Here is a 26,356-nt window from a genome sequence, read left to right on the forward strand (position 1 = left end):
AATAGACTTGAAAAGGTTAACTAATTATCGACGTGAGAAGGACTTATGACGCAACTGCCACAAGCCAAAAATCGCCATGATTATCGTGCTCCGGATTACACCATCACGGATATCGACCTGACTTTTATTCTCGATGCCAGCACCACCCAGGTCACCGCCATCAGCCAGGTAAAACGGTTGGGGGCAGCAGGCGCAGAACTGCGTCTGGACGGTGAAGACCTGACGCTGGTTTCTCTGGACATTAACGACCAGGCCTGGACGCACTACCGTCTGGAAGACGGCGCGCTGATCCTTGAGCAACTGCCAGAAACCTTTACGCTGAAAATCGTCAACGAAATCCACCCGGATAAAAACACCGCGCTGGAAGGCCTGTATAAATCGGGTGAAGCGCTTTGTACCCAGTGTGAAGCGGAAGGCTTCCGCCACATTACCTGGTATCTTGACCGTCCTGACGTGCTGGCGCGCTTTACCACCACCATTGTGGCAGATAAGGCCCTCTATCCTTATTTACTGTCAAACGGCAACCGTGTTGATGCCGGACAGATGGAAGATGGCCGCCACTGGATGAAATGGGAAGATCCGTTCCCAAAACCTTGCTACCTGTTTGCCGTGGTCGCCGGTGACTTCGATGTACTGCGTGACAGCTTCAGAACCCGTACCGGGCGCGATGTGGCGCTGGAAATCTTTGTCGATCGTGGCAACCTCGATCGCGCTGACTGGGCAATGACCTCACTGAAAAACAGCATGAAGTGGGATGAAGAGCGCTTCGGTCTGGAGTACGACCTGGACATCTTTATGATTGTCGCGGTGGACTTCTTCAACATGGGCGCGATGGAGAATAAAGGCCTTAACGTCTTTAACTCGAAATATGTGCTGGCCAGGGCGGAAACCGCCACCGACAAAGATTACCTCGGTATTGAAGCGGTTATCGGTCACGAATATTTCCATAACTGGACCGGTAACCGTGTGACCTGTCGCGACTGGTTCCAGCTCAGCCTGAAAGAAGGGCTGACCGTGTTCCGCGATCAGGAGTTCAGTTCCGACCTCGGATCCCGTGCCGTTAACCGTATTGATAATGTCCGTATCATGCGTGGTGCGCAGTTTGCCGAAGATGCCAGCCCAATGGCGCATCCGATCCGCCCTGAGCAGGTGATCGAAATGAACAACTTCTATACGCTGACGGTGTATGAGAAGGGGTCAGAAGTGATCCGTATGATGCATACCTTACTGGGTGAAGAGAACTTCCAGAAAGGCATGCAGGTCTACTTCGAACGTCACGATGGCAGCGCTGCAACCTGCGACGATTTTGTGCAGGCGATGGAAGATGCGTCCAACGTCGATTTATCGCAGTTCCGCCGCTGGTACAGCCAGTCGGGTACGCCGATCCTCTCAATTCGGGATGACTACAACCCGGAACTGGAACAGTACACGCTGCACGTCACGCAGAGAACGCCAGCAACCGCCGATCAAAAAGAGAAGCTGCCGCTGCATATCCCGCTGGATATCGAACTGTATGATGGCGAAGGCAAGGTGATCCCACTGCAGCATAACGGCCATCCGGTGCACAACGTGCTGAATGTGGTCGAAGAGTTCCAGAGCTTCGTCTTTGATAACGTCTATTTCCAGCCGGTTCCTTCACTGCTGCGTGAATTCTCTGCCCCGGTGAAACTGGACTACAACTGGAGCGATGCGCAGTTAACCTTCCTGATGCGCCATGCGCGCAATGACTTTGCCCGTTGGGATGCCGCTCAAAGCCTGATGGCGACCTACATCAAACTAAACGTGGCACGTCAGCAGCAGGGGCAACCGCTCTCTCTTCCGCTGCATGTGGCTGATGCTTTCCGCGCGGTGCTGCTGGAAGAGAACAGCGATCCGGCGCTGATGGCGTTGATCCTGACGCTGCCGAGTGAAAATGAAATTGCCGAGCTGTTTGAAACTATCGACCCGCAGGCAATTTCTGACGTGCGTGAATCGCTGGTGCGCCTGCTGGCAACCGAGTTGGCAGATGAGTGGCTGGCGGTTTATAACGCCAATCAAAGCGACGAATACCGCATTGAACATGCCGAAATTGGCAAACGCTCGCTGAAAAATGTCTGCCTGGGGTATCTGGCCTTTGGCGACGTCGAGCTGGCTGACAAGCTGGTTAACGCACAGTTTAGCCACGCCAATAACATGACCGACTCGCTGGCGGCGATGGCGGCCTCGGTGGCGGCTCAGTTGCCGTGTCGCGAAGCGCTGCTGGTGGCGTTTGACGAGCGCTGGCATCAGGATGGTCTGGTGATGGATAAATGGTTTGCCTTGCAGGCCACCAGTCCGGCACCGGATGTGTTAAACCGCGTGCGTGCGTTGTTAAACCACCGCTCATTTACCCTGAGCAATCCAAACCGAATCCGTTCGTTGATTGGCGCCTTTGCCTCGGCAAACCCATCGGCGTTCCACGCGGCAAACGGCAGCGGCTATCAGTTCCTGACGGAAATCCTCACCGATCTGAACACGCGTAACCCACAGGTTGCCGCGCGGATGATCGAGCCATTGATTCGCCTTAAGCGTTACGATGCCGGTCGTCAGGCGTTGATGCGTAACGCGCTGGAGCAGTTGAAAGGGCTGGATAAACTTTCAGGTGACCTTTACGAGAAAATCAGTAAAGCCCTGAGCGCCTGAGCAGGCTAAAGAGAAAGCTAAGGGGCGAAGTTCGCCCCTTTTTTTTAACGTTGTGCGTAGCGCTTTTCGCTTTCGACCGGCGTGCGTTTCATCACCCGATCCAGCACTTCCGCTTCCAGCTCGGCCAGGCGCACTGAGCCCTTACGTCTTGGGCGCGGCAAATCAACCTGCAGGTCCAGTCCGATATTTCCCTCTTCAATCAACAGAACCCGGTCGGCCATCGCCACGGCTTCGCTAACGTCATGCGTGACCAGCAGCACGGTAAAGTTGTGCTTCTGCCACAGTGATTCAATCAGATCCTGCATTTCGATGCGGGTTAACGCATCCAGCGCACCCAGCGGTTCATCCAGCAGCAGTAAACCCGGACGATGGATCAGTGCGCGAGCCAGGGCGACACGCTGCTTCTGGCCTCCGGAGAGGGCAGCAGGCCACTCTTTTGCCCGATCGGCCAGACCTACGGCTTCCAACGCTTCCAGCGCGGCGGCTTTCCAGCTTTTCCCTTTCAACCCCAATCCGACATTATCAATCACGCTTTTCCACGGCAGCAGGCGTGCATCCTGAAACATCAAACGGGTGTCGTCGCTGGCTTCACTGAGCGGCGCATTACCGGCCAGCAGCGCGCCTGACGAGGTTTTCTCCAGACCGGCAAGCAGACGCAGCAGCGTACTTTTACCGCAACCGCTGCGTCCGACCACCGCGACAAACTGACCGGAAGGGATATGCAGATCGATATTGTTTAATACCGTCCGGCCTTTGTACTGCTTGCTGACACCGTTGATGACCAGCGGTGTACCGGCATTCAGGCGAGCCGGAGACGCGGTTAATTCGCTCATGCGTTATCCTCTTTCAGTTGATAAGCCGGATGCCAGCGCAACCAGACGCGTTCCAGTAACTGCGCGCTGACATCGGCCAGTTTACCGAGCAGGGCATAAAGAATGATCGCTACCACGACCACATCGGTTTGTAAAAACTCTCGGGCATTCATCGCCAGGTAACCGATGCCTGAACTGGCGGAAATGGTTTCGGCCACAATCAGCGTCAGCCACATCAGGCCCAGCGCAAAACGCACTCCAACCATGATTGAGGGCAGGGCGCCAGGCAATACCACCTGAATAAACAGACTCCAGCCGGACAGGCCATAACTGCGGGCCATCTCGACCAGTCCACGGTCGATATTGCGGATGCCGTGATAGGTGTTCAGGTAAATCGGGAACATGGTGCCCAGCGCCACCAGGAAGATTTTGGCCGATTCATCAATACCGAACCACAGGATCACCAGCGGGATCAGCGCCAGATGCGGAACGTTACGCAACATCTGTACGGAAGTATCCAGCAGTCTTTCGCCAAGGCGTGACATACCGGTGATCAGACCCAGCACCAGGCCAATCGAGCCGCCGATGCCAAAACCGATAGCGGCACGCCAGCTGCTGATCGCCAGGTTTTGCAGCAGTTCGCCGCTAACCGAAAGCTTCCAGAAGGTGACGACAATCGCTTCGGGCGACGGCAGAATTCGGGTTGAAAGCCAGCCGGTCTGGGAAGCAATCTGCCAGACAACGATTAGCAGAGCGGGAAGGGCCCAGGGAACCAGGCTATTTCCAATGCGCGAAAGCGGCTTTTTCATCTTCACCTCTAGCTCTGTGACACTTTCTGTGGGGCAAAATCGTGGGCAACGGCTTCACCGTGTGCCGCGACTGCAGCCGGTTTCGGGATTTCCGGTACCGCCAGATCCAGATGAGGGAACAGCAACTCGCCGACGCGGTAGGCTTCCTCAAGGTGCGGATAGCCGGAAAGAATAAAGGTTTCAATGCCCAGGTCGGCATATTCCTGCATTCTGGCCGCCACGGTTTCGCCGTCCCCAACCAGTGCTGTCCCCGCGCCGCCACGAACCAGGCCGACGCCAGCCCAAAGATTTGGGCTAATTTCCAGCTTATCGCGGCTGCCGCTGTGTAACGCGCGCATCCGCTGCTGGCCGACCGAATCGGTTTTAGCCAGCGCCGCCTGCGCTTTTGCAATGGTGGCGTCATCGAGGTGGGAGATCAGACGATCGGCCGCCTGCCAGGCTTCTTCATTGGTTTCACGCACAATCACATGCAGACGAATACCAAACTTCACTTTGCGACCCTGTGCGGCGGCTTTCGCCTGCACCTGAGCGATTTTCTCTTTGACCTGCGCCGGCGGTTCGCCCCACGTCAGATAGACATCCACCTGTTCTGCCGCCAAATCCTGTGCAGGCTCAGAAGAGCCGCCAAACCATAAAGGCGGACGCGGCTGCTGTACCGGTTTAAACATCAAACGCGCGCCACGGACGTGAACGTGCTTGCCTTCGTAATCGACGGTTTCTCCCTCCAGCACCCGGCGCCAGACGCGGGTGAATTCGGCGGATTCTTCGTAGCGTTCTTTATGGTCGAGGAATACACCGTCACCGGCTAACTCTTCAGCATCACCACCGGTGACCAGGTTGAACAGGGCGCGGCCATTTGACAGCCGATCTAAGGTCGCAGCCTGACGGGCCGCCTGAGTTGGGGAAATCACCCCAGGACGCAGCGCCACCAGGAAGCGTAAACGCTGGGTCACCGGGATCAGGGATGCGGCAACCAGCCAGGCATCCTCGCAGGAACGACCGGTCGGGATCAGCACACCACCGAAACCCAGACGATCCGCTGCCTGAGCGATCTGCTGCAGGTAACCATGATCAACCGGGCGCGCACCTTCTGAAGTACCTAAATAGTGACCATCACCGTGGGTCGGTAAAAACCAGAAAACGGAAAGGCTCATGTTGGGATTCCTTATTAATTAGCGCTGCTGGCGTGCCAGATACGGTCGGCAATCTCGACTTTTACCGGCATTAAATGGCTGGCATAGAACAGGTCGGCAGTTTGTTGCTGGGCGTTGGCCGTTTTGTCACTGACCGGGCCGATAGAGGTTGGTGGACGGTGATCCAGATAGCTGGCAATCACCGGCTTAGGCAGACCCATCGCCTGCGCCAGCAGATCGATACTCTGCTCACGATCGCTGAGGGTCAGCGCATCGGCCTGGCTGAAGGTCGCCAGCACCTGGGTGATAAAGGCCCCGTTTGCCTGAGTGAAGGGACGCGTTGCCAGATAGAACGACCCGGTTTGATTCAGTTGGCTGCCATCGGTCAGCACTCTGACGCCGCCCTGCAGCAAGGCCGCAGAATAGTACGGGTCCCAAATCGCCCAGGCATCCACATCACCCTGCTGGAACGCCGCGCGGGCATCGGCTGGGGTCAGATAAGCGGGCTGGATATCGCTGAACTTCAATCCGGCTTTTTCCAGTGCGCGCAGCAACAGGTTGTGCGAGCTGGATCCTTTCTGGAAAGCGACCTTATGTCCCTTCAGATCGGCAACGGTTTTATAGGGGCTGTTTTTCGCCACCAGAATCACTTCGGCTTTCGGTTTCGGCGGTTCTGCGCCGACATACAGCAAGTCTGCGCCGGCTGCCTGAGCAAAAATCGGTGGGATATCGCCGGTGCTGCCCAAATCAATGCTGTTAACGTTTAACGCTTCAAGCATTTGCGGACCGGCCGGGAACTCGACCCATTTGATTTTGGTGTTGGGAAAACGCTCTTCAAGCAGGTGATGAGATTTGGCTAACACCATGCTCACCGATCCTTTCTGATAGCCTATGCGAAAGGTTTTCGGCGCCTCTGTTTCTGCCGCGAAAGCAGTACTGGCCAGCACGCTGGTTAAGGTCAGTGCGGAGAGGATCCTTGCAAATAATGTCATCAGCGGCTCCTTAAACGGCGACGGCCAGCGGTCGGTGGCGACGAGCCAGCGCAGACCAGAAGGTGTCGATGGATTCGTTGATGCGGTCGCGCAGCACCGGCGAGAGTTCCGGCTGACGATCGTAATGGGTAATTTGCGAATCATCCGCGAACACGCCATGCAGCACTTCCTGCGCTTTCAGCGCATTCAGCACGGGCTTGAGGGCGTAATCCACCGCCAGCATATGCGCAACGGTGCCGCCAGTGGCCAGCGGCAGCACGACTTTGTGCTCAAGCGCGCGCTCAGGCAGCAGGTCGAGCAGCGTTTTCAGGGCACCCGAAAACGACGCTTTATAAACAGGTGTGGCAACAATTACCCCATCGGCCTGCTCCAGATCTTCCTTTAAGGCCAACAGCGCGGGTGAATCAAAGCGGGCATATAGCAGGTCTTCAGGCACGAAGTTATGCAAATTCCACGGAATAACCTCTACGCCGCGCTGTTCAAGCAGGCGCTGGCAAACGGTTAACAGGGCAGTGGAACGAGATGGATAGCGAGGACTTCCCGCCAGAGTAATAACGCGCATAACCTCTCCTTATAACTAAAAGTTATTGAACTGACTTATTCTGGAACCGATGGAACTATCCTGACAGACGGGCAGGAGAGGCTTAAATGATTTATCTGGCATAGATAAGTTGATTAGCGGATATAAAAGCGGAATGAGCGGTTTAGCTGGCACTATCGTTTTACTTTCCTGACAAAGAACCTTACCATTTTGCCCCGCACCTGCAGCGTCACTGCGCCCACTGGCTGTTATCACCTCTCTCATCGGATCCACAGTATAAAAAGGAGAGAAGCCGCAACCGTGACGGTTAAACGCAGTATTTCGGGTTAGTATCGCCAGACGATATCAACTGTTTGTCCTATCCCGCTCGAGAGTCTCGGGCATTCAGGAGCGACCATGTATTATCCCTTTGTCCGCAAGGCCCTTTTCCAGCTTGATGCCGAGCGTGCCCATGAACTGACACTCCGCCAGCTGCACCGGGTCACCGGAACACCTTTACTGCACCTGGTTCGCCAGTCGCTGCCTTTCAAGCCGGTTAACTGCATGGGGCTGACCTTTAAGAATCCTTTGGGCCTTGCCGCAGGACTGGATAAAAACGGTGAGTGTATCGATGCCTTTAGTGCATTGGGCTTTGGATCGATCGAAATCGGCACCGTGACGCCAAGAGCGCAGGACGGCAACGACAAGCCAAGAATGTTCCGCGTATTGGAAGCCGAAGGGATTATCAACCGCATGGGCTTCAATAATCACGGCGTGGATAACCTGGTGGAGAACGTCAAAAAGTCGCATTTCGATGGCGTGCTCGGGATCAATATTGGTAAGAATAAAGATACGTCGGTCGAGAACGGCAAAGACGATTATTTAATCTGCATGGATAAGATCTATCCTTATGCGGGTTACATCACGGTAAATATCTCCTCACCAAACACCCCAGGATTACGCACGCTGCAATACGGTGAAGCGCTGGACGATCTTTTGATCGCGGTGAAACAGAAACAGAAAGATCTAGAAATGATTCATCACAAATATGTTCCTGTGGCGGTGAAGATCGCGCCGGATCTTTCTGAAGAAGAGTTGATCCAAATTGCCGACAGCCTGGTCCGTCATAATATTGATGGCGTGATTGCCACGAATACCACCCTCGATCGTTCACTGGTCGCTGGCCTGAAGCACGCGGGGGAAGCGGGTGGATTAAGCGGACGTCCGGTGCAATTACGCAGTACAGAAATTATTCGCCGGCTGTCGCAGGAACTGCAGGGCAAACTGCCTATTATTGGCGTGGGCGGGATTGATTCGCTGGTTTCAGCGCGCGAAAAAATGGCGGCGGGTGCTTCGCTGATCCAAATATATTCCGGCTTTATTTACAAAGGCCCACCGCTGATAAAAGAAATTGTGACCCACATCTAAGCTAATTCTTAGCTAAACCGGCCAGGGGCTTTATTTTCGCCGCTGGCTCGTTTATATTTTATCCTGTTTAAACATTATTCAGACTATTTTGGCTCGCGGCTGGATTGACATATCTTTTCAAATCCACCGTTCGTCCAGTAAATAGCGGCCAATTTTATGACTACAGGACCCATCATGAGAATTAAACCTGACGACAGCTGGCGCTGGTTTTTCGATGCAGAACACGATCGCATGATGCTGGATCTGGCTGACGGAATGCTGTTCCGTTCGCGCTTCCCTCGTAAGATGCTGACGCCGGATGCTTTTGATACTTCTGGGTTTTGTGTCGATGATGCTGCGCTGTTCTTCAGCTTTGAAGAGAACTGTCGCCGCTGCGAATTGAATGTGGACCAGCGTGCAGAGCTGGTGCTGAATGCGCTGGTCGCCAGCCGTTTCCTTAAGCCGTTAATGCCGAAAAGCTGGCACTTTGAGACCCATCGCCACAGTGGCTGGGTTCCAGAAGAAGGTGAGTTGGTGAGCGTTCAACTGTGTGAAAACGGTGAACAGGCACATTTGCTGGTGGTAGAAAGCGGAGAAAATGCGGCACTCTGTCTGCTGGCTCAACCGCAACTGACACTGGCCGGGCGCGGAATGGTATTGGGTGATGCGATTAAGGTGATGAACGATCGTCTTCAGCCCCGGCAGTCTGAGTCTCTTACTTTCGCCAGGGCTGTTTAAGATTATTGCGTCAGGACCAGGTCGCTGGCGGGAATGCAGCTGCAGCTGAGGATCCTGCCGTTATCACGCACGGCCCCTTTTTTCATCTGGCTGACTTCTCCTGATACCAGATTCAAATGGCAACTGCCACAAATCCCGGCCCGGCACGAGTAGGGAATGCGGAATCCCTGCATTTCCAACTGTTCCAGCAGCACCTGCTGATTGTTTCCCTGAAAGGTTTCCCCCTGCCAGCTGATGGTCACGCTTTGGGCGTTGCCACTGGCCACCTCCAGCGATTCCACGACCTGGCCTGCGCCGTAAGGTCGCGGTGGCTTGCTGGCGACGACCTGAAGCTCGTCACCGACCCGCATAATGCCGCTGTTTCTGGCAATCAGGTTAAGGCCAAAATCGATGTCTCCACTGCCGTCAGTGGCGGTGCGGAACTTTTGCAGCGTGGCTAAAGGTTCACCGCTGGGGTGTTTACGGCCTTTCTCAGGGCTAACCGTGGTCAGTACGCAGCGGCTGCAAGGTTTCGGCACATCGAACAGTACCTCACCAATCCGCACCGTTGACCAGCTGTCTTCTGCCCAGGCACTGGCACCGGTGATCACCAGGTTTGGTCGAAACTGCTCCAGTTTGATCCCTGCCGGACAGCGCTGACGCAAATCCTGCAAAGACGCTTCATTTATTAGCAGGAACGGAAAACCGTCGGCAAAGCCTAATGGCACCTGCTCAAAGCGTTTAACCCGGCGGGACATCTGCGGACCCACCCAGCGTAATTGCACCGGGCGGGGGAAGAAGCTGCTGAGCCACTGGTTAATGGCGGCTGGCGCGGTGAGTGAGGTGAAAACATTGCCCCAGACTTCGGTCGGTGCAAGTTCACTGGAGAAGTCAGCGAGCCGAACCGTCGCGCTGGTACCATCAGGCGCAGAAAGAAAGAGACCTTCAGGGATCAACGCGGGCGTGAAAAGCACCATCTCCGGATACTGGCGGGCAGTAATAAAGGTGCCATCCTCGTCCGTGATCATAAATACACGGTCAAAGGCCAGCCCACTCTCCAGTGCCTGTGCATGAGAAACCTGGGTCCCTCGCAACGACTTCACCGGATGAATGAACAGACGAGACAGGCTAATCATGGTGCCCTCCAGGCAAATAAAGCGGAAAAAAGCGTCTTCAGGCAAGAAAAGCGGCGGGGTACCTGAGGAAAAGAAGCTAACTTTATGACATGTGCCTGCGATTAGCTATAATGCGCAGCAATTTTCTGACGACGATAAGTGACACTATGAATTCTCTGTTTGCCAGTACGGCGCGTGGGCTCGAAGAGCTATTAAAAAGTGAACTGGAAGCGATGGGGGCTGAGGCCTGCCAGATCGTCCAGGGCGGCGTACATTATCAGGGTGACGATCGTCTGATGTACCAAAGTTTGATGTGGAGCCGTCTGGCGTCGCGCATCCTGCTGCCGCTGACCGAATGCGGCGTTTACAGTGACCTCGACCTTTATCTGGGTGTGCAGGCTATCGACTGGCCGGCGATGTTCGGCAGTGATAAAACCTTTGCGGTGCATTTCAGCGGTCTGAACGAGGTTATCCGTAACAGCCAGTATGGCGCGCTGAAAGTTAAAGATGCGATTGTCGACAGCTTTACCCGTAAAGGGTTTGCCCGTCCGGACGTCGATCGCGAGCAGCCCGATATCCGCGTTAACGTCTGGCTGAATAAAGATACTGCCAGCATTGCGCTGGATCTGAGTGGTGAAGGCCTGCATCAGCGCGGCTATCGCCAGCAGACCGGTCAGGCTCCGTTAAAAGAGAACCTGGCCGCGGCGATTGTGCTGCGCTCCGGCTGGGAGGTGGGAACACCGCTGATCGATCCGATGTGTGGATCGGGAACCCTGTTGATTGAAGCGGCAATGATCGCCAGCGATCGCGCACCGGGACTGCATCGTCCACATTGGGGCTTCAGCGGCTGGTCTAAATTCAATGATGCGTTGTGGCAGGAAGTGACCACCGAGGCACAGGTTCGTGCTAAACGTGGCGTTCAGGAAACCACCTCGCGTTTTTATGGCTATGACAATGATTCTCGCGTAGTTGAACGGGCGATTGCCAATGCCCGTCGCGCAGGGATGGCTGACATCATCAGCTTTACCGTGCAGGAAGTGTTGAAACTGACCAATCCGCTGCCTGAAGGGCCAACCGGAACCGTGGTGAGCAACCCGCCTTACGGTGAGCGTATGGATAGCGAACCCGCGCTGATCGCCCTGCACAGCCAGTTGGGGCGCCTGATGAAAAGCCACTTCGGCGGCTGGAATCTGTCGTTGTTCAGCGCTTCTCCGGAACTGCTGAGCTGTCTGCAACTGCGTGCCGACCGTCAGTTCAAAGCGAAAAACGGTCCACTGGACTGCGTACAGAAAAACTATCAGCTGGCGGTCAACCCTTCCGCTGCGGCCGGTGGTCAGGTTGCTGAGGATTATGCCAACCGTCTGCGCAAGAACATTAAGAAGCTGGAGAAGTGGGCACGCCAGGAAGGGATTGAATGCTACCGCATTTATGATGCCGATCTGCCGGATTACAACGTGGCCGTCGATCGTTACGGCGACTGGGTGGTGGTACAGGAATATGCGGCACCAAAAACCGTGGAGCCTGCCAAAGCCCGACAGCGTCTGTTCGATGTTATTTCGGCCACGCTGCACGTACTGGAACTGCCTTCTGATAAGCTGGTGCTGAAAACCCGCGAGCGGCAGAAAGGCAAAAGTCAGTACCAGAAGATGGACGAGAAGGGCGATTTCTTCGAAGTCAGCGAATTCAATGCCAAAATGTGGGTCAATCTGACCGACTATCTGGATACCGGACTGTTCCTCGATCACCGTATTGCCCGCAAAATGCTCGGCAAAATGAGTAAGGATAAAGACTTCCTGAACCTGTTTGCCTACACCGGTACGGCCAGTGTGCATGCCGGTCTGGGCGGCGCGCGCAGCACCACCACCGTAGATATGTCGCGTACCTATCTGGAGTGGGCAGAGCGTAACCTGCGACTGAATGGCTTAACCGGCCGCCAGCACCGTCTGATGCAGGCTGACTGCCTGGGCTGGCTGAGCGAGTCGAGCGAGCAGTTCGACCTGATCTTTATCGATCCGCCAACGTTCTCTAACTCGAAGCGGATGGAAGAGAGCTTTGAGATCCAGCGCGATCATCTGACGCTGATGAAAGATTTGAAAAGGCTGCTGCGCAAAGGCGGCACCATTATGTTCTCTAACAATAAACGCGGTTTCAAAATGGACCACGACGGTCTGGCAGAGCTGAATCTTGTTGCACAGGATATCACCGCCAAAACCCAGTCGCAGGATTTTGCCCGCAATCGTCAAATACATAACTGCTGGCTGATCACTCACGCCGGTAAGGAATAAGCTTTTATGTCATTAATCAGTATTCATGGTGCGTATCTCTCTTTCAGTGATGCCCCGTTGTTGGATAACACCGAACTGCACATTGAAGAGAATGAGCGGGTCTGTCTGGTAGGTCGTAACGGTGCGGGTAAATCCACACTGATGAAGATTATTAACCGCGAGCAGGCGCTGGATGATGGTCGCATCATCTATGAACAGGACCTGGTCGTGTCACGTCTGCAACAGGATCCGCCGCGTAACGTGGAAGGATCGGTTTATGACTTCGTGGCTGAAGGCGTCAACGAGCAGGCGGAATACCTGAAGGCGTATCACGCGATTTCTCATCTGGTGATGACCGATCCGAGCGATAAAAACCTTAATGAAATGGGACGTCTGCAAACTATTCTGGATCACCAGAATCTGTGGCAGCTGGAAACCCGTATTCACGATGTGTTGAAGCAGATTGGCCTGGATGCTGATGTGCCGCTGTCCTCGTTGTCGGGCGGCTGGCTGCGTAAAGCCGCGCTGGGACGTGCACTGGTCAGCAATCCACGGGTGTTGATGCTCGATGAGCCCACCAACCACCTGGATATCGAAACCATTGACTGGCTGGAAGGGTTCCTGAAAACCTTCCAGGGCAGCATTATCTTTATTTCCCACGACCGTTCCTTTATCCGCAATATGGCCACCCGCATTGTCGATCTGGATCGCGGCAAGTTAGTTTCCTGGCCTGGCGATTACGACCTGTATCTGACCAGCAAAGAAGAAGCGCTGCGCGTGGAAGAGATGCAGAACGCTGAATTCGACCGCAAACTGGCTCAGGAAGAAGTGTGGATCCGTCAGGGCATTAAAGCGCGCCGTACGCGTAATGAAGGCCGTGTTCGTGCATTAAAAGCGTTGCGTAACGAGCGTTCAGAACGCCGTGAAGTGATGGGCAAAGCCAATATGCAGGTGGAAGAAGCGTCGCGCTCAGGCAAAATTGTCTTCGAGATGGAAAATCTTCACTACAGCGTTGACGGCAAACAGCTGGTGCGTGACTTCAGCGCCCAGGTTCAGCGTGGCGATAAAATTGCCCTGATTGGCTCCAACGGTTGTGGTAAAACCACGCTGCTGCGACTGATGCTGGATGAGTTGAAAGCCAGCAGTGGTCGCGTGCATATCGGGACGAAATTAGAAGTGGCCTATTTTGACCAGCACCGTGCCGATCTCGATCCTGACCGCACGGTAATGGACAACCTGGCGGAAGGTAAGCAGGAAGTGATGGTGAACGGTAAGCCGCGTCATGTACTCGGTTACCTGCAGGAGTTCCTGTTCCACCCTAAGCGTGCGATGACGCCGGTGCGTGCCTTGTCAGGCGGTGAGCGTAACCGTCTGTTGCTGGCCCGTCTGTTCCTCAAGCCAAGCAACCTGCTGATCCTCGATGAACCGACCAACGACCTCGATGTGGAAACGCTGGAGCTGTTGGAAGAGCTGGTGGATGGTTATCAGGGCACCGTATTGCTGGTCAGCCACGATCGTCAGTTTGTCGATAATACTGTGACGGAGTGCTGGATCTTTGAAGGTAACGGTGAGATTGGCGCCTTTGTCGGTGGCTATCATGATGCTCAGCGCCAGCGTGCGGCCTATAAGCAGACGCGTTCGTTGAGCAAACCCGCGCCTGCTGCGCGCCAGGAAAATGCGAAAGCAGAGCCAGAAAAACGTGCTGCGAATAAGCTAAGCTATAACTTGCAGCGTGAACTTGAACAGCTGCCACAAAAAATGGAAACGCTTGAAAGCCAACTGGAAACATTGCAGGCCAAAGTGGCCGACGGTGATTTCTTCAGTCAGCCTCATGATGTGACTCAGCCCGTGCTGGATGCGCTTGCCGTAGCCGAACAGGAACTGGAAGTGGCGTTCGAACGCTGGGAATATCTGGAGTCGTTGAAAAACGGCTGATGCTTAAGCAAGAGGTCGTTTATGTGTTCATCGCACCACGCTGATCAATGGATGCTCTGCCCGCAGTGTGACCTGATGACACAACTGCCGGAACTGAAACCGGGTAGCAAAGCCAGCTGCCCGCGTTGCGAAACCACGCTGACGGCCAACTGGGTAGAGCCGCAAAAGCGGCCTACCGGTTATGCGCTGGCGGCACTGTTTATGCTGGTTCTGGCTAACCTGTTCCCGTTCGTCAATATGCACGTAGCGGGACTGAGCAGCGAAATAACCCTGTTGCGTATTCCTCAGGTGATGGTATCTGAGGATTACAACAGCCTGGCCACGCTGTTTATAGTATTTGTACAGGCGGTCCCTGCCGTTTGTATGGTGATTATTCTGCTGCTGGTCAACCCAGTCCGTTTGTCGCTGCCGCTGAAGAAAGGCATGTCTCGCATGCTGTTTCAGATCAAGACCTGGGGCATGTCAGAGATTTTTCTGGCAGGCGTATTGGTCAGCTTCGTTAAGTTGATGGCCTATGGCAATATCGGCGTCGGAGCCAGTTTTATTCCCTGGTGCCTGTTTTGTGTGTTACAGCTCAGGGCGTTTCAATGTGTCGATCGCCGCTGGTTATGGAACCGCATTGAGCCGATGCCAGAAATTCCCGCCAAACCGATCCCTGCAATCAGCGGCATTCATCAGGGGCTACGTTCCTGCCGTTGCTGCACCGCTATTCTCCCGGTCGATCAGTATACCTGCACCCGTTGTGGGAAAGGCGGGCACGCCCGTCGTAAGAACAGTCTGCAATGGACAATGGCGTTGCTGGTGACCTCAATGTTGCTCTATATCCCGGCTAATTTGATGCCAATTATGATCACCCAGGCGCTGGGCACCAAAATCACCTCGACCATTATGGCCGGTGTGGTGTTGCTGTGGAGCGAAGGGTCGTTCCCGGTAGCGCTGGTTATTTTTATTGCCAGCATCATGGTGCCTTCGCTGAAAATGATCGCCATCGGTTGGCTGTGCTGGGATGCCAACAGTAAAGGTGCAACCCACCATGACAGTGAGCGGATGCACAAGATTTATGAAGTGGTTGAGTTTGTCGGACGCTGGTCGATGATTGACGTGTTTGTGATTGCTGTTCTCTCAGCGCTGGTGCGAATGGGGCAGTTGATGAGTATTTATCCCGCGACGGGGGCCTTGCTGTTTGCCATGGTTGTTATTCTGACCATGTTTGCAGCCATGACCTTTGACCCTCGTTTGACCTGGGATCGTGTACGTGAAAAAAGTCTTGAGGAGCCAAGCATTGAAGGAAAATAATCACGGCGTGGCGACGGTTGATCAAATCAAACGCTGGTCACCGGTATGGATCATTCCCATTGTCACCGTATTAATTGGTGCATGGATCCTGTTTTATCACTTCAGCCACCAGGGCCCTCTGGTCACCCTGATCACCACCAATGCCGAGGGCATTGAAGGCGGCAAAACGGCGATCAAAAGTCGCAGCGTGGATGTCGGCGTGGTGGAGAGTGCCGTCTTAACTGACGACCTTCATCATGTGGAAATTACTGCCCGTCTGAATTCCGGCATGGAAAAACTGTTAAAAAACGACAGTGCTTTCTGGGTGGTAAAACCGGCAATTGGACGTGAGGGCGTTACCGGGCTGGGCACCTTGCTTTCCGGGGCCTATATCGAATTACAGCCGGGCGTGAAGGGCGATAAAAAAGAGCGGTATGATCTGCTGGATTCTCCGCCGCTTGCTCCGCCAGATGCCAAAGGCATTCGTATCACCCTCGACAGTGCCAAAGCCGGGCAGCTCAATCCAGGCGATCCGGTGCTATTCCGTGGCTACCGGGTTGGCTCAGTTGAAACCAGCCACTTTGATGCCGATAAACGCATGATGACCTATCAGCTGTTTATCGCCGCGCCGTACGACCGTCTGATCACCACCAACGTGCGCTTCTGGAAAGACAGTGGCATAGCGGTGGAGATGTCAGCATCGGGTATGCGTGTGGAAATGGGGTCACTGACTACCCTGTTTAGCGGGGGTGTCAGCTTCGACGTGCCGGACGGCTGGGAACTGGGACAGGTCGCACAGAATCAGTCGGAATATAAACTGTTCGACGATCAGCGCAGTATTCAGGATTCCCTGTATACCGCCCACAAAGATTTCCTGATGTTCTTCACCGATTCGATCCGTGGCCTGCAACCTGGCGCGCCAATTGAGTTCCGTGGCATTCGTCTGGGTACGGTGGCAGAAGTGCCATTTAAATCCACGGTGCTTGCACAACAGCTGGATACCGATTACCGCATCCCGGTCTTGATCCGCATCGAGCCGGACCGTTTCCAGAGTATGTTGGGTAAAGACTTCAATATCGAACAGCATCTGAAAGACGGTATCAACAATGGACTGCGCGCCTCGCTGAAATCGGCGAACCTGTTAACGGGTTCACTGTATATCGACCTCGATTTCTACAAGAATGCCAAGCCGTTCACCGGTCCACGCACCCTGTCTGGCTATGAGCTGATCCCAACGGTGAGTGGTGGACTGGCGCAAATCCAGCAGAAACTGATGGATGCGCTGGATAAGGTTAACAATCTGCCGCTGAATCCGCTGCTGAATCAGGCCACCAGTACCCTGAAACAGAGCCAGAAAACCATTCAGGAACTGCAGAAGACGCTGGATAACATTAACCAGATTACCTCAAGCCAGTCGATGAAGGATCTGCCGGCCGATATGCAGAAAACGCTGCGTGAACTGAACACCAGCATGAAAGGCTTCCAGCCAGGATCGCCGGCTTATACCCGCATGGTGGGAGATATGCAGCGACTGGATCAGGTGATGCGTGAGCTGCAACCGGTATTGAAGACCTTGAACAGTAAGAGTAACGCCCTGGTGTTTGAAGCTAAACCTGGCCAGGACCCGCAGCCTAAGAGGGCGAAATAATGATGAAATGGATCCCCGTAGCCTTGGCTCTGATGCTGTCTGCCTGTAGCAGCACGCCAGAAACCACCTACTATCAGCTGCCTGCGGGCGGTAAAGCGACCTCGACAACCCGTCCAGCGGATGCCACACGTCCGGCGGTGTTTGTTCAGCATGTTTCTGTGCCAGATTATCTGGCCGGAAACGGCCTGGTCTATCAGAGCAGCGATGTGAAATATGTCATTGCCGCGAACAATCTGTGGGCCAGTCCGCTGGACCAACAGCTGCAACAGACGCTGGTGGTTAATCTGGGCGAAGCACTGCCAGGCTGGCTGGTTTCTTCCAGCCAGTTAGGGCGACAGCAGGATACGCTTAACGTCAACGTCACGGGCTTCCAGGGCCGCTACGATGGCCATGCGGTGATTAGCGGTGACTGGGTTCTTGAGCATCAGGGCCAGATCATTAAGCGTTCTTTTGCCCTGACGCTGCCGCAAACGGAAGATGGTTACGATGCGTTAGTAAGAACGCTGGCTAAAGGATGGCAGCAGGAAGCGGGCGAAATCGCAAATGCGATCCGTGGCATTAATTAACAAAATTTAATCTTTAAAGCTAAGCCCTTGATTGTCGAAAATTAAGATTTTCCGCAGTCAGGGGCTTTTTTTTTGGATTACAGCGGCTTATTAGCAATTCGTGCGCTGATTCGGGGCCAGGAATGGCCCTGGTTTGTCTCAAAATGATGACATTGGCGTGAAATTTGCGCATTGATCTTTGGACCAGTTGGCGGTAGAACTTATGAGTGGTTACGCAGAAAGCGACCACTGTTTTCTTTCCACCAGATTCCACCTGACCTGAAGAGGGGATTACAGGCATGATGAAGAGACAGAAACGAGATCGGCTAGAACGGGCACATTCACGAGGTTATCAGGCCGGTATTACCGGACGCTCGAAAGAGATGTGTCCCTATCAATTGATAGATGCGAAATCTCACTGGTTGGGAGGTTGGCGACAAGCCATGGAGGACAGGACGGTTACTGCGTAATCTGACTGTTCAATGTAGTAAGGAAAAGAACCTCCGCCGAAGCGGAGGTTTCCGTTTTAGTACTCTGGATTAAAAAGCAGTCGTGTCTTTAAACAGACCCACTTTCAAATCTGTCGCGGTGTAAATCACGTTACCGTCGACCAGCACTTCACCGTCTGCCACACCCATCACCAGCTTGCGATTGATCACACGCTTGAAGTGAATGCGGTAAGAAACTTTTTTCGCGGTTGGCAGTACCTGGCCAGTGAATTTAACTTCACCCACACCCAGAGCACGACCTTTACCTTCGGCGCCTAACCAGCCGAGGTAGAAACCAACCAGCTGCCACATGGCATCCAGACCGAGACAACCAGGCATTACCGGGTCGCCAATAAAGTGACAGCCAAAGAACCACAGGTCCGGATTGATATCCAGCTCGGCTTCAACGAAACCTTTCCCGTAGTTACCGCCATCCTCAGTCATTTTGACCACGCGGTCCATCATCAACATATTGCCAGACGGTAACGGTGGGCCTTCAGCGCCGAACAGCTCACCACGACCAGAGGCAATCAGGTCTTCTTTTGTATAGGAGTCGCGTTTATCTACCATGTTCTCAATATGCCTTATTTTAATGAGTCACGAAGTCTAGCTTACAGCTGTAAGCTGAACAAGTCCGATCAGCTGTGGTTGAACCAGTTTAACCAGCGCAACGGCCACGGACGATGACGTCCATCCTGATGATTGATCTGAGCAATACGCTCCTGAATCAACCTGAGCAGGCAGGGACCTTCTTCTTTATCCCACTCTGCGCCGGTCAAAATCGGCAACGCTTCTTCCACACTGCTGACCGCCCAGATATGGAATTTGCCTTCCCGAACCGCATCAACAACTTCCTGCTGTAATGACAGGTGGCGAACGTTTGCCAGAGGCATAATAATCCCCTGAGTGCCGTTCAGCGTACGTTGATTACAGATGTGGAAAAACCCTTCGATTTTTTCGTTCAGTCCGCCGACAGGCTGCACCCGACCGAATTGATCGACCGAACCGGTCACGGCAATTTGTTGGGTCAGTGGCTGACCGGAGAGGGCGCTGATCAGCGCGCAAAGCTCCGCCAGAGAGGCGCTATCGCCGTCCACTTCTGAATAGGATTGTTCAAATACGATCGAGGCAGAGAAAGGCAGCTGCTGCTCAAGCTCCAGCTCAGAGATCAGCCAGGCCTGCATAATCATCATGCCTTTCGCATGAATATTGCCGCCTAATTCAGCCTTACGTTCAACGTCGGTGAATTCACCGTCACCGACATGCACGACACAGCTGATGCGTGAAGGTTCGCCAAAAGCACGGGGATGCCCAGGGAACTCGATCACTGACAGGGCGTTGATCTGACCGACCATCGTGCCTTCGGTTTCAATCAGGATTTGATCGAGCAGGATCTCATCGCGCACGCGTTCGGCAAGGAAGCCCTCACGCCACGAACGCGTTTCCAGTGCGGTTTGCAACTGCTCGCCATTGACCGATTGATCCGGGCTGTACATCGCCGCTTCCAGCAGTTGTCGGGCGATCCACGAGGGATCCAACGGCAACGTATCCTGATCGCCCGTGTAGCGGACGGCTTCGCGAATCAGCACCGGCCAGAAGTCTTCCGCAATCGGGCCATAGCCTTCAGTCGTGGCAACGTTCAACACCCATTTCACCCACAGGCTGAACTCTTCGCCATCTACAATCTGGATATTCTCTTCGAATTCCGCATAGAGGCAGAGGGCCGCCATCTCCGGTTCCATCTCCTGGAAATCTGCCAGCACGTCACGGTCGCCGGTCAGGACCAGGCGAAACTGCAAAGGCATGGAGGGGATAGCGACCGGTAAGGGGCGCGTCTCGTCAGGAGAGTGCCAGTCAAAGCGCTGTGTGGTGAGAATTTGTCGAATGCGAAGCCACAGCAGAGGCTGTGCAATTAACGTCCGCAGAGACAAAATCAGTGTGCCACCGTTGGCCCGGTGAACCAGTCCCGGTTCAAGCGTCAGCTGGTTGTTATACCAGCGTACACAGCCCAGAAGCTGTTCTGCCTCAATCCAGTCCGCACGATGAATGCCACCGGTGCTGGCAAAGTTATCCTGCTCCGTTTCCGCAGCACGCCAGGTGACCGACATACCGTCAATCTGGTAATGGCCTCCCTGTAACATCGCCTCATCATCTTCGCTGAGGCCATCAAGGACATCTTGCAGTAAAGCCTGATATTCGACGTTTTCAGCTGTTTTAATCAGCATCAGCGGCAATTTTGCCGGCGTTTGCAGCAGCAGACTCAGGCCATTAAACAGGCGTGATTGCACGGCATCAAAGCAGCTGGCGTCGTCTTCAGGCGCCTGCAGGAAGAGGGGCTGAACGCTTTCTGTATCGGGCTGTAGGGCACGCCATTCAAGTCTGTTGTTGGTCAAAGTTATCGTATTTTTCTGAAATGAGTAAAAGCGGCATTATACAAGATTTCAGCCTGTTAAGCACCGTAGAGTGACACTTCAAACGATGTTCAGCAGCAGATTGCGATAACAAGCCCGTTTTCTTTACGGCATGCTTAAAAAAAGCTGTTATTCTAAACTCGTCACGAAATCAGCATGAGATTCCGATGAAATATCAGCAACTGGAAAATCTTGAAAGCGGTTGGAAATGGAAATACCTGGTGAAAAAACACCGGGAGGGTGAAGCGATCACCCGATATCTGGAATACAGTGCGGCTCAGGCGGTAGTGGACGAACTGCTGGCGATGGAGAATCGCCCGGTTGATGTCTTAACCTGGATTGCTCAACATATTAATCCGGCGCTCGAAAACCGGATGAAACAAACCATTCGCGCCCGTCGCAAGCGTCACTTTAATGCTGAACATCAGCACACACGCAAAAAATCTATCGACCTGGAGTATCTGGTCTGGCAGCGTCTGGCCGGTCTGGCTCAACGTCGTAACAGCACGCTTTCCGAAACGATTGTGCAGCTGATAGAAGATGCTGAACGTAAAGAAAAATACGCCACGCAGATGTCTTCTTTGAAACAAGATCTGCAGGCCATTCTCGGTAAGCCGGATTAATTTCTTCCGTAAAGCGCCTTCCGCCGGTTCCGGCAGACAAAATAAAGACCAAAAAAAACCCCGCCGAAGCGGGGTTTTTTCATCAAAGAGAACTTAGCCCTGTGGCTGAGTTACAACATCTTTGATGCCTTTAACTTCGATTTCTACGCGACGATCCGGTGCCAGGCAATCGATCAGGGCATTACGGCCTTTCACGCTGTCACAGGTGTTGCCGGTAACTGGGTTAGATTCACCCATACCGCGTGCAGAGATCTTGTTAGAAGGGATGCCTTTAGAAACGAGGTAGTCAACTACTGACTGAGCACGTTTCTCGGACAGTTTCTGGTTGTACTGGTCAGAACCGATACGGTCGGTATAGCCCAGAACAACAACAGAACCATCTTTAGGATCCAGTGAGCTCAGTTGGGTGTACAGCTGATCCAGAGCCTGCTGACCTTCTGGCTTCAGGGAAGCTTTGTTGAAGGTGAACAGAACGTCTGATTTCAGAGTGAAACGCTTGGTTTCAACAACTGGCGCTGGAGCAGGCGCTGGAGCTGGTGCTGGAGCAGCAGCTTCGTCCTGACCGAAACGGTAAGAAACACCCAGTGCTAACATGCCGTTGTCTGGACGAGCACCAACGGTCTGTGCATCACCGATGTTGTTAACCCACTGGTAATCCAGACGGGTTGCCCAGTTCTGAGTCAGTGCGTATTCAACACCAACGGCAGCCAGTGGAGAAACACCGGTGTCGTGGTCGCTCTGGCGGTTGCCAGTAATGGTGTTCTGCTGAGTAGAGTCTGCACGCCATACCATGCCGCCCAGACGCGTGTACACGTCCAGATCGTCAGTGATTGGGTAGCTCAGTTTAGCAGCCAGCTGAACGCCCTGTGCTTTGAATGCGCCGTTAGTTACGTTGCCTTTGTTAGGCATACGTCCCAGCCAGTCATAACCCAGTTCGAAGCCCAGGTATTGGTTAGCCTGGTAGCCACCGAAAGCACCTGCACCAAGCTGGCTTTCGTGAGTTGGGCCGTCATTGTTTGCATAACCGTTACCGTAGTAACCAGTGTCATGGTACTGAGACCAACCCAGTTTTGCACCAGTATACCAGGTGTTATCTTTAGGAGCGGCCTGCGCTACGGTAGCGAAGCCAGCCAGTGCCACTGCAATTGCGATAGCTGTCTTTTTCATTATTGCGCCTCGTTATCATCCAAATAGGCAATGAGCTTTAATTAGCTCTTTGATTAATCCTTCGCCGGGTTATAAAGCTCGATTGTGACTCATCCAAAAACTGGAGATTATTGAGCACCCTGGCGACGTAAAGTCTACAACGTACCAGCAAACTTACAAGTATGATGTGACGACGGTCAGCAAAAAAATAGGCTTTCGTACACAAATTTACACATCTGCAGACAGGTTATACAGGTAAAACCTGAGGGGAAAATGGCGCTAAACCATTGTCCCGCAGGCTCATAGCATAATCAGGGGCTTAACGAGCCAGCTGCAGAATTTTCTCGTGAGAAATTTCTTATTTTTACTTAATGATACAAAGTAGAGTGAATTTTTAAGCCATTAAACGGTCTGGAGGAGGCAGAATTGATCCGATCGGGTCGCATAATCAGCCCCAAAGCCTTGCCAGCAAATGCCGCTTTTTGCAGCCGCTGACGATCTTCTAAGGTGATCTCGCCCGTCAACCAACCTAAAACCACACTGTAATTTCCCGTCTGTAATGCTTTGATCATCGCCTCTACGGTAGTAATAGCACCGGAATGATTAATCTGCATCACTTTATCCAGCGGTAACCCTGACTCAATCAACCAGCTACGGCTCAATTTTTGATGAGGCGTCAACCACAATTGCCAGCGTGACTGAGTCCCTAACTGTTGCAGTAAGGGCAGCAGCAGCATTTGCGTCATAGCAGGCTGATTCTCGCTGTAAGTCAGCTCACTGATTAAGCCCGCCGCAGCTGCAGGCTGGGCTTTCGCACAGTCTGGAGCAGTCCGCACACCAGTTTTAACAGAAGAAGATTTCAGGGAATGAGTTTGCATATTGGCTTCGCTCGCAGGGTTACTGTATGGATGTACAGTATAGCGAGGGTGTCCAAAGATCAACCTTATTTTTTTGAAAACGCCTCGCAAAAACACAAATCGATAGGGTGCAAAGCAAATCATTGATTGAACTTGTAACGGCGATTGCCTATTTTTTTTCTGCAGGAAAGGAGAAACACCAGGATGTCTTACAACGTTAAGGATGCGGAATATGAAGGACTCAAAAAGCAATATTATCAGGGCAAAACGTCAGCTTTCTTCGCTGGGCGAAATAAATAGCCGTAGCCAGTTTGGTGGCTACAGTTTATCAGTGGAAAGCGTGGTCTTTGCGCTTGTCAGTGAGGGCGACCTCTATCTTCGGGCCTGTGAAGAAGTGAGGCCGTATATCATTGAACGTAAGATGAAACCGTTGATGTTTAACAAAAGGGGGATCCCTGTCGCGCTGGAATACTACCGCGTGGACAACCCGCTGTGGGCCGAGCCTGAACAGTTGATTGCGCTCTGTCAATTGTGTCTGAAAGGGGCGATGCAAGATAAAAAACTGCATCAAAACTCGGGGCGGCTGAAGGATTTGCCTAATCTCAGTATGAAACTGGAAGTGCAGCTCAGGCGGGTGGGTATCGCTAACGCAGAGATGTTAAAGCAGCTGGGCGCAAAGCGCAGTTGGTTAAAATTGCACGAGAAAAATAAAAGTCTTGGGGTGAATATTCTTTTTGCGTTGCAAGGCGCGATCGAGGGGCTGCATTGTGAAGCACTGCCGGTGGCGATCAAAGAGGAGCTCAGGGGCTGGCACCGCGAAACCTTGCTGTACCAGACGCTGAGCGAACTGAGAAGACGTTAAGTTTCCAGGACCTGTTTTTTTAACTGAGCGATTTCTGGCAGTAATGCGATCAACAGACCCACCTGCTGAAGCACCAGCGGCTCTTTGGTTTCCGGGTCGGCTTCCGTTGCTGCCAGTCGCTCAGAGAGGCTCGACAACAATCTTTGGGTTTTTTGTTCATCGATAAGATCAATATGCAGCACGTCATCGACGTAGCAGACGGCATCATCCATCAATTGCAGCATGGCAGGCCGGGTGATCTTTTCCCGGTGCGCGCCCAGCGCCGAGATATAGCTGAGGAAGGAGTGGTTGAGGCACAGCAGACGAAACGCCGCTTCCCGCAACGAGGCGGAAGCATTCTTTTCTGCGGAGATGTTAGACACCACTGAAGCCAGCTCAGCATCACCGTTGTGGGCGTCACGGCGGGCAATACGGTAGTCCAGCCGGTTGTCTTTTCCCTGATGATACTGAACCAGAATGGCATCCAGATAGCGGCAGTTAGCGGTCAGCGTGCGTTCTGCAACCGAAGACAGCCGACGAAAACGCCAGTCAGGCCAGAGGAAAGCCACCGCCAGCCAGGCAATGCCGCAGCCTAACAACGTATCAAAGATGCGGGGCAGGGCAATCTCAAACCCTTCACCCAGCAGATTGAAACAGAACAGCACCAGCAAGGTGATAAACATTGTGGCATGAGCATATTGCGATTGACGGAAGGCGAAGAACAGCACGCCGGTGACCACGATCAATATCAGCTGCCCCTCGACAGAAGGCACCAGCCACAGTAAAGGCAACCCAAGTACGATACCCGCCACGGTTCCCACAATACGCAATGCTAATCTGCGTTTGGTGGCATTGTAGTTCGGCTGGCAGACAAACAGACTGGTCAGCAGGATCCAATAGCCGTGCTCAAGGCCAGTCAGCTGAACAAACCCATAGCCGGCACACAACAGCAGCGACATCCGCACCGCATGGCGGAAAAGCGGGGATTCAGGCGATAAATGGCGGCTGATACGTAAACGAATATCGGCCCATCCGGTTAATCCTTCGCTGGAAAGCGTTTGATCATGATTCTCATGATGACTTTCCAGAATTTGCTCTGATTCAATTGTCGCCAGTTGGGCGTCTATGGCTTTGAGGTTATTTAACAAATAGTGCATGGCTTTGACGTCACTGCTCCCTGGACGGGCAGCAGCAAGACGATCCAGCGCGGCGTTGAGGTGAATGAAGGTTCGCTCAAAGCGGCTGTTATGCTGATAGGTTTCGCGCAGCAGAATGCAGTTTGCCAACTGCTGGCAGGCCTTTGCCTGCAGCGTCAGCAGGCGTTGAAAGCGAAACAGAATATCGCTGTAACGGTATTCCTGCCGCAGCGCGTGGTATTGCGCATGGGAAGAGCTGGCACGCTCATGAATGTCCTGAGCGACAAAGTAATAATGCAGCGTTCTGCGCGTGCTGCGTTGTCCCCGGTCCCCACGTAAGCGGGACTGAATCGAAATTTTTGCCTGGTTGAGTGTCGCCACCAACTGACTGTTGGCCATGGCCACGTCGATCAACGACGCATTTTCATTCTCTTCGATATCCGGGTCGAATAACCCCGCTTTTGCCTCCAGATACACTGCCAGCCCTTCAAAGCTGCGGGCGATATTTTCCTGTAACGGACGGACGGGAAAAATAACGTGTCCGGTGAGCGTCAGCAGGTTGTACCAGATAGCGCCGACCAGCAGCAGGGAAGGTTGCAGATACCACTGAGGGAACAGCCCAAGGCCGAGCAGGGTATAGATAGCGATCAGCAGCGCGCCAAAGGCAATCGTGGCATAGCGCTGCCCCAACGCGCCAAGCAAAATGAAACCCCAGGTCGACACGGCAAGACCGAGGATAAATAGCCAGGGATACGGAGAAAGAAGTTCAACAGAGACGGACGCAATGCAAAAGCAAACCAGGGTGATGACCAGATTGCGCAGCCGGCCGCTGAGGCGATCGTCAAGGTCTGCCAGCGCCGCAGCCACCACGCCTAACGTTAGCGGAATGGTCCAGGTGATTTGATTCAACCACCAGGGCACACCTGCGGTACCCACAAGGGCGATAAAAATACGCAGGTTGTACAGCAGCGCAGTGTTATAGGCGTAGCGCCGCAGCCTGGAGCTTAACGATAAGCGCATC

At 53.5% G+C, this 26,356-nt stretch carries 22 protein-coding genes; 11 read left to right on the forward strand and 11 right to left on the reverse strand.

Going from position 1 to position 26,356, the window contains the following annotated elements; genetic code table 11:
• The first annotated feature begins 45 nt into the window (after nucleotides 1-45).
• Nucleotides 46-2,661, forward strand: a complete 2,616-nt coding sequence (gene pepN, locus E2F51_RS14950; RefSeq protein WP_134823830.1) for an aminopeptidase N — start codon at nucleotides 46-48, stop codon at nucleotides 2,659-2,661.
• Nucleotides 2,662-2,705: 44 nt separating this feature from the next.
• Here the strand turns inward: pepN and ssuB are convergent, their stop codons facing one another.
• From ssuB to ssuE, 5 genes are read right to left on the reverse strand one after another with little or no spacing between them, the layout of a single operon-like run.
• Entirely contained in the window at nucleotides 2,706-3,494 is a 789-nt protein-coding gene (gene ssuB / locus E2F51_RS14955) for an aliphatic sulfonates ABC transporter ATP-binding protein (protein ID WP_013201549.1), read from the reverse strand.
• Nucleotides 3,491-4,282 (reverse strand): aliphatic sulfonate ABC transporter permease SsuC, encoded by a 792-nt coding sequence (ssuC, locus tag E2F51_RS14960; protein ID WP_013201550.1) that lies wholly within the window; start codon nucleotides 4,280-4,282, stop codon nucleotides 3,491-3,493. The genes ssuB and ssuC overlap by 4 nt, the downstream gene beginning before the upstream one ends.
• 8 nt (nucleotides 4,283-4,290) lie before the next feature.
• On the reverse strand, nucleotides 4,291-5,436 hold the full coding sequence (gene ssuD, locus E2F51_RS14965; RefSeq protein ID WP_013201551.1) for an FMNH2-dependent alkanesulfonate monooxygenase: 1,146 nt from the start codon (nucleotides 5,434-5,436) through the stop codon (nucleotides 4,291-4,293).
• Nucleotides 5,437-5,450: 14 nt separating this feature from the next.
• Nucleotides 5,451-6,407: a sulfonate ABC transporter substrate-binding protein gene (locus E2F51_RS14970; protein ID WP_134823831.1), complete on the reverse strand. Its 957-nt coding sequence runs from the start codon at nucleotides 6,405-6,407 to the stop codon at nucleotides 5,451-5,453.
• Nucleotides 6,408-6,417: 10 nt separating this feature from the next.
• Entirely contained in the window at nucleotides 6,418-6,969 is a 552-nt protein-coding gene (gene ssuE / locus E2F51_RS14975; protein WP_013201553.1) for an NADPH-dependent FMN reductase, read from the reverse strand.
• Nucleotides 6,970-7,344: 375 nt separating this feature from the next.
• Between ssuE and pyrD the strand changes: the two genes are divergently transcribed.
• Together pyrD and E2F51_RS14985 are read left to right on the forward strand one after the other, a co-directional pair.
• Entirely contained in the window at nucleotides 7,345-8,355 is a 1,011-nt protein-coding gene (pyrD, locus tag E2F51_RS14980; RefSeq protein ID WP_134823832.1) for a quinone-dependent dihydroorotate dehydrogenase, read from the forward strand.
• Nucleotides 8,356-8,529: 174 nt separating this feature from the next.
• A complete protein-coding gene (locus E2F51_RS14985; protein WP_013201555.1) occupies nucleotides 8,530-9,072 on the forward strand; it encodes a cell division protein ZapC in 543 nt (180 codons plus the stop codon).
• A gap of 2 nt (nucleotides 9,073-9,074) precedes the next feature.
• Here the strand turns inward: E2F51_RS14985 and E2F51_RS14990 are convergent, their stop codons facing one another.
• Nucleotides 9,075-10,187 carry a YcbX family protein gene (locus tag E2F51_RS14990; RefSeq protein ID WP_134823833.1) on the reverse strand — a complete coding sequence of 371 codons (1,113 nt, stop codon included), beginning with the start codon at nucleotides 10,185-10,187 and terminating at the stop codon, nucleotides 9,075-9,077.
• A 146-nt stretch (nucleotides 10,188-10,333) separates the two neighbouring features.
• On the opposite strand from E2F51_RS14990, the gene rlmKL reads away from it, so the two are divergent.
• The 6 genes from rlmKL (at nucleotide 10,334) to rmf (ending at nucleotide 18,303) form a co-directional block, all read left to right on the forward strand.
• Nucleotides 10,334-12,451, forward strand: a complete 2,118-nt coding sequence (rlmKL, locus tag E2F51_RS14995) for a bifunctional 23S rRNA (guanine(2069)-N(7))-methyltransferase RlmK/23S rRNA (guanine(2445)-N(2))-methyltransferase RlmL (RefSeq protein ID WP_105759307.1) — start codon at nucleotides 10,334-10,336, stop codon at nucleotides 12,449-12,451.
• 6 nt (nucleotides 12,452-12,457) lie between these two features.
• Nucleotides 12,458-14,365: an ABC transporter ATP-binding protein gene (locus E2F51_RS15000; protein WP_013201558.1), complete on the forward strand. Its 1,908-nt coding sequence runs from the start codon at nucleotides 12,458-12,460 to the stop codon at nucleotides 14,363-14,365.
• Nucleotides 14,366-14,386: 21 nt separating this feature from the next.
• The gene (gene pqiA / locus E2F51_RS15005; RefSeq protein ID WP_134823834.1) at nucleotides 14,387-15,661 is read left to right on the forward strand and encodes a membrane integrity-associated transporter subunit PqiA; all 1,275 of its coding nucleotides are present in this window, start codon (nucleotides 14,387-14,389) and stop codon (nucleotides 15,659-15,661) included.
• Nucleotides 15,648-17,288, forward strand: a complete 1,641-nt coding sequence (gene pqiB / locus E2F51_RS15010; RefSeq protein ID WP_134823835.1) for an intermembrane transport protein PqiB — start codon at nucleotides 15,648-15,650, stop codon at nucleotides 17,286-17,288. Before pqiA ends, pqiB begins: the two co-directional genes overlap by 14 nt.
• Nucleotides 17,288-17,854 carry a membrane integrity-associated transporter subunit PqiC gene (gene pqiC / locus E2F51_RS15015; RefSeq protein ID WP_134823836.1) on the forward strand — a complete coding sequence of 189 codons (567 nt, stop codon included), beginning with the start codon at nucleotides 17,288-17,290 and terminating at the stop codon, nucleotides 17,852-17,854. The genes pqiB and pqiC overlap by 1 nt, the downstream gene beginning before the upstream one ends.
• A gap of 281 nt (nucleotides 17,855-18,135) precedes the next feature.
• The gene (gene rmf / locus E2F51_RS15020; RefSeq protein WP_071822140.1) at nucleotides 18,136-18,303 is read left to right on the forward strand and encodes a ribosome modulation factor; all 168 of its coding nucleotides are present in this window, start codon (nucleotides 18,136-18,138) and stop codon (nucleotides 18,301-18,303) included.
• A gap of 69 nt (nucleotides 18,304-18,372) precedes the next feature.
• Here rmf and fabA read toward each other — a convergent pair whose 3' ends face one another.
• On the reverse strand, nucleotides 18,373-18,891 hold the full coding sequence (gene fabA, locus E2F51_RS15025; protein WP_013201562.1) for a bifunctional 3-hydroxydecanoyl-ACP dehydratase/trans-2-decenoyl-ACP isomerase: 519 nt from the start codon (nucleotides 18,889-18,891) through the stop codon (nucleotides 18,373-18,375).
• Nucleotides 18,892-18,959: 68 nt separating this feature from the next.
• Nucleotides 18,960-20,714, reverse strand: a complete 1,755-nt coding sequence (locus tag E2F51_RS15030; protein WP_134823837.1) for a Lon protease family protein — start codon at nucleotides 20,712-20,714, stop codon at nucleotides 18,960-18,962.
• Nucleotides 20,715-20,899: 185 nt separating this feature from the next.
• Between E2F51_RS15030 and matP the strand changes: the two genes are divergently transcribed.
• Nucleotides 20,900-21,355, forward strand: coding sequence for a macrodomain Ter protein MatP (gene matP, locus E2F51_RS15035; protein ID WP_013201564.1), 456 nt, complete (start codon nucleotides 20,900-20,902; stop codon nucleotides 21,353-21,355).
• Nucleotides 21,356-21,448: 93 nt separating this feature from the next.
• On the opposite strand, the gene ompA is transcribed toward matP, so the two are convergent.
• Together ompA and sulA are read right to left on the reverse strand one after the other, a co-directional pair.
• The gene (ompA, locus tag E2F51_RS15040; protein ID WP_013201565.1) at nucleotides 21,449-22,522 is read right to left on the reverse strand and encodes a porin OmpA; all 1,074 of its coding nucleotides are present in this window, start codon (nucleotides 22,520-22,522) and stop codon (nucleotides 21,449-21,451) included.
• A gap of 347 nt (nucleotides 22,523-22,869) precedes the next feature.
• Entirely contained in the window at nucleotides 22,870-23,379 is a 510-nt protein-coding gene (gene sulA / locus E2F51_RS15045) for an SOS-induced cell division inhibitor SulA (protein ID WP_134823838.1), read from the reverse strand.
• A gap of 211 nt (nucleotides 23,380-23,590) precedes the next feature.
• Between sulA and E2F51_RS15050 the strand changes: the two genes are divergently transcribed.
• Nucleotides 23,591-24,220 carry a TfoX/Sxy family DNA transformation protein gene (locus tag E2F51_RS15050; RefSeq protein ID WP_013201567.1) on the forward strand — a complete coding sequence of 210 codons (630 nt, stop codon included), beginning with the start codon at nucleotides 23,591-23,593 and terminating at the stop codon, nucleotides 24,218-24,220.
• Here E2F51_RS15050 and yccS read toward each other — a convergent pair.
• A complete protein-coding gene (gene yccS, locus E2F51_RS15055) occupies nucleotides 24,217-26,355 on the reverse strand; it encodes a YccS family putative transporter (protein ID WP_134823839.1) in 2,139 nt (712 codons plus the stop codon). The genes E2F51_RS15050 and yccS overlap by 4 nt on opposite strands.
• Nucleotide 26,356: the final 1 nt, after the last annotated feature.

Source organism: Erwinia sp. QL-Z3 (genome assembly GCF_004551645.1).
GTDB classification, from domain to species: Bacteria; Pseudomonadota; Gammaproteobacteria; order Enterobacterales; family Enterobacteriaceae; genus Erwinia; species Erwinia billingiae.

Excerpts from the sequence above, each read along its gene's own strand:
- pepN (WP_134823830.1), top strand. The coding sequence starts at position 46 with ATGACGCAACTGCCACAAGCCAAAAATCGCCATGATTATCGTGCTCCG.
- ssuB (WP_013201549.1), bottom strand. The coding sequence starts at position 3,494 with ATGAGCGAATTAACCGCGTCTCCGGCTCGCCTGAATGCCGGTACACCG.
- ssuC (WP_013201550.1), bottom strand. The coding sequence starts at position 4,282 with ATGAAAAAGCCGCTTTCGCGCATTGGAAATAGCCTGGTTCCCTGGGCC.
- ssuD (WP_013201551.1), bottom strand. The coding sequence starts at position 5,436 with ATGAGCCTTTCCGTTTTCTGGTTTTTACCGACCCACGGTGATGGTCAC.
- E2F51_RS14970 (WP_134823831.1), bottom strand. The coding sequence starts at position 6,407 with ATGACATTATTTGCAAGGATCCTCTCCGCACTGACCTTAACCAGCGTG.
- ssuE (WP_013201553.1), bottom strand. The coding sequence starts at position 6,969 with ATGCGCGTTATTACTCTGGCGGGAAGTCCTCGCTATCCATCTCGTTCC.
- pyrD (WP_134823832.1), top strand. The coding sequence starts at position 7,345 with ATGTATTATCCCTTTGTCCGCAAGGCCCTTTTCCAGCTTGATGCCGAG.
- E2F51_RS14985 (WP_013201555.1), top strand. The coding sequence starts at position 8,530 with ATGAGAATTAAACCTGACGACAGCTGGCGCTGGTTTTTCGATGCAGAA.
- E2F51_RS14990 (WP_134823833.1), bottom strand. The coding sequence starts at position 10,187 with ATGATTAGCCTGTCTCGTCTGTTCATTCATCCGGTGAAGTCGTTGCGA.
- rlmKL (WP_105759307.1), top strand. The coding sequence starts at position 10,334 with ATGAATTCTCTGTTTGCCAGTACGGCGCGTGGGCTCGAAGAGCTATTA.
- E2F51_RS15000 (WP_013201558.1), top strand. The coding sequence starts at position 12,458 with ATGTCATTAATCAGTATTCATGGTGCGTATCTCTCTTTCAGTGATGCC.
- pqiA (WP_134823834.1), top strand. The coding sequence starts at position 14,387 with ATGTGTTCATCGCACCACGCTGATCAATGGATGCTCTGCCCGCAGTGT.
- pqiC (WP_134823836.1), top strand. The coding sequence starts at position 17,288 with ATGATGAAATGGATCCCCGTAGCCTTGGCTCTGATGCTGTCTGCCTGT.
- rmf (WP_071822140.1), top strand. The coding sequence starts at position 18,136 with ATGAAGAGACAGAAACGAGATCGGCTAGAACGGGCACATTCACGAGGT.
- fabA (WP_013201562.1), bottom strand. The coding sequence starts at position 18,891 with ATGGTAGATAAACGCGACTCCTATACAAAAGAAGACCTGATTGCCTCT.
- matP (WP_013201564.1), top strand. The coding sequence starts at position 20,900 with ATGAAATATCAGCAACTGGAAAATCTTGAAAGCGGTTGGAAATGGAAA.
- ompA (WP_013201565.1), bottom strand. The coding sequence starts at position 22,522 with ATGAAAAAGACAGCTATCGCAATTGCAGTGGCACTGGCTGGCTTCGCT.
- sulA (WP_134823838.1), bottom strand. The coding sequence starts at position 23,379 with ATGCAAACTCATTCCCTGAAATCTTCTTCTGTTAAAACTGGTGTGCGG.
- E2F51_RS15050 (WP_013201567.1), top strand. The coding sequence starts at position 23,591 with ATGAAGGACTCAAAAAGCAATATTATCAGGGCAAAACGTCAGCTTTCT.
- yccS (WP_134823839.1), bottom strand. The coding sequence starts at position 26,355 with ATGCGCTTATCGTTAAGCTCCAGGCTGCGGCGCTACGCCTATAACACT.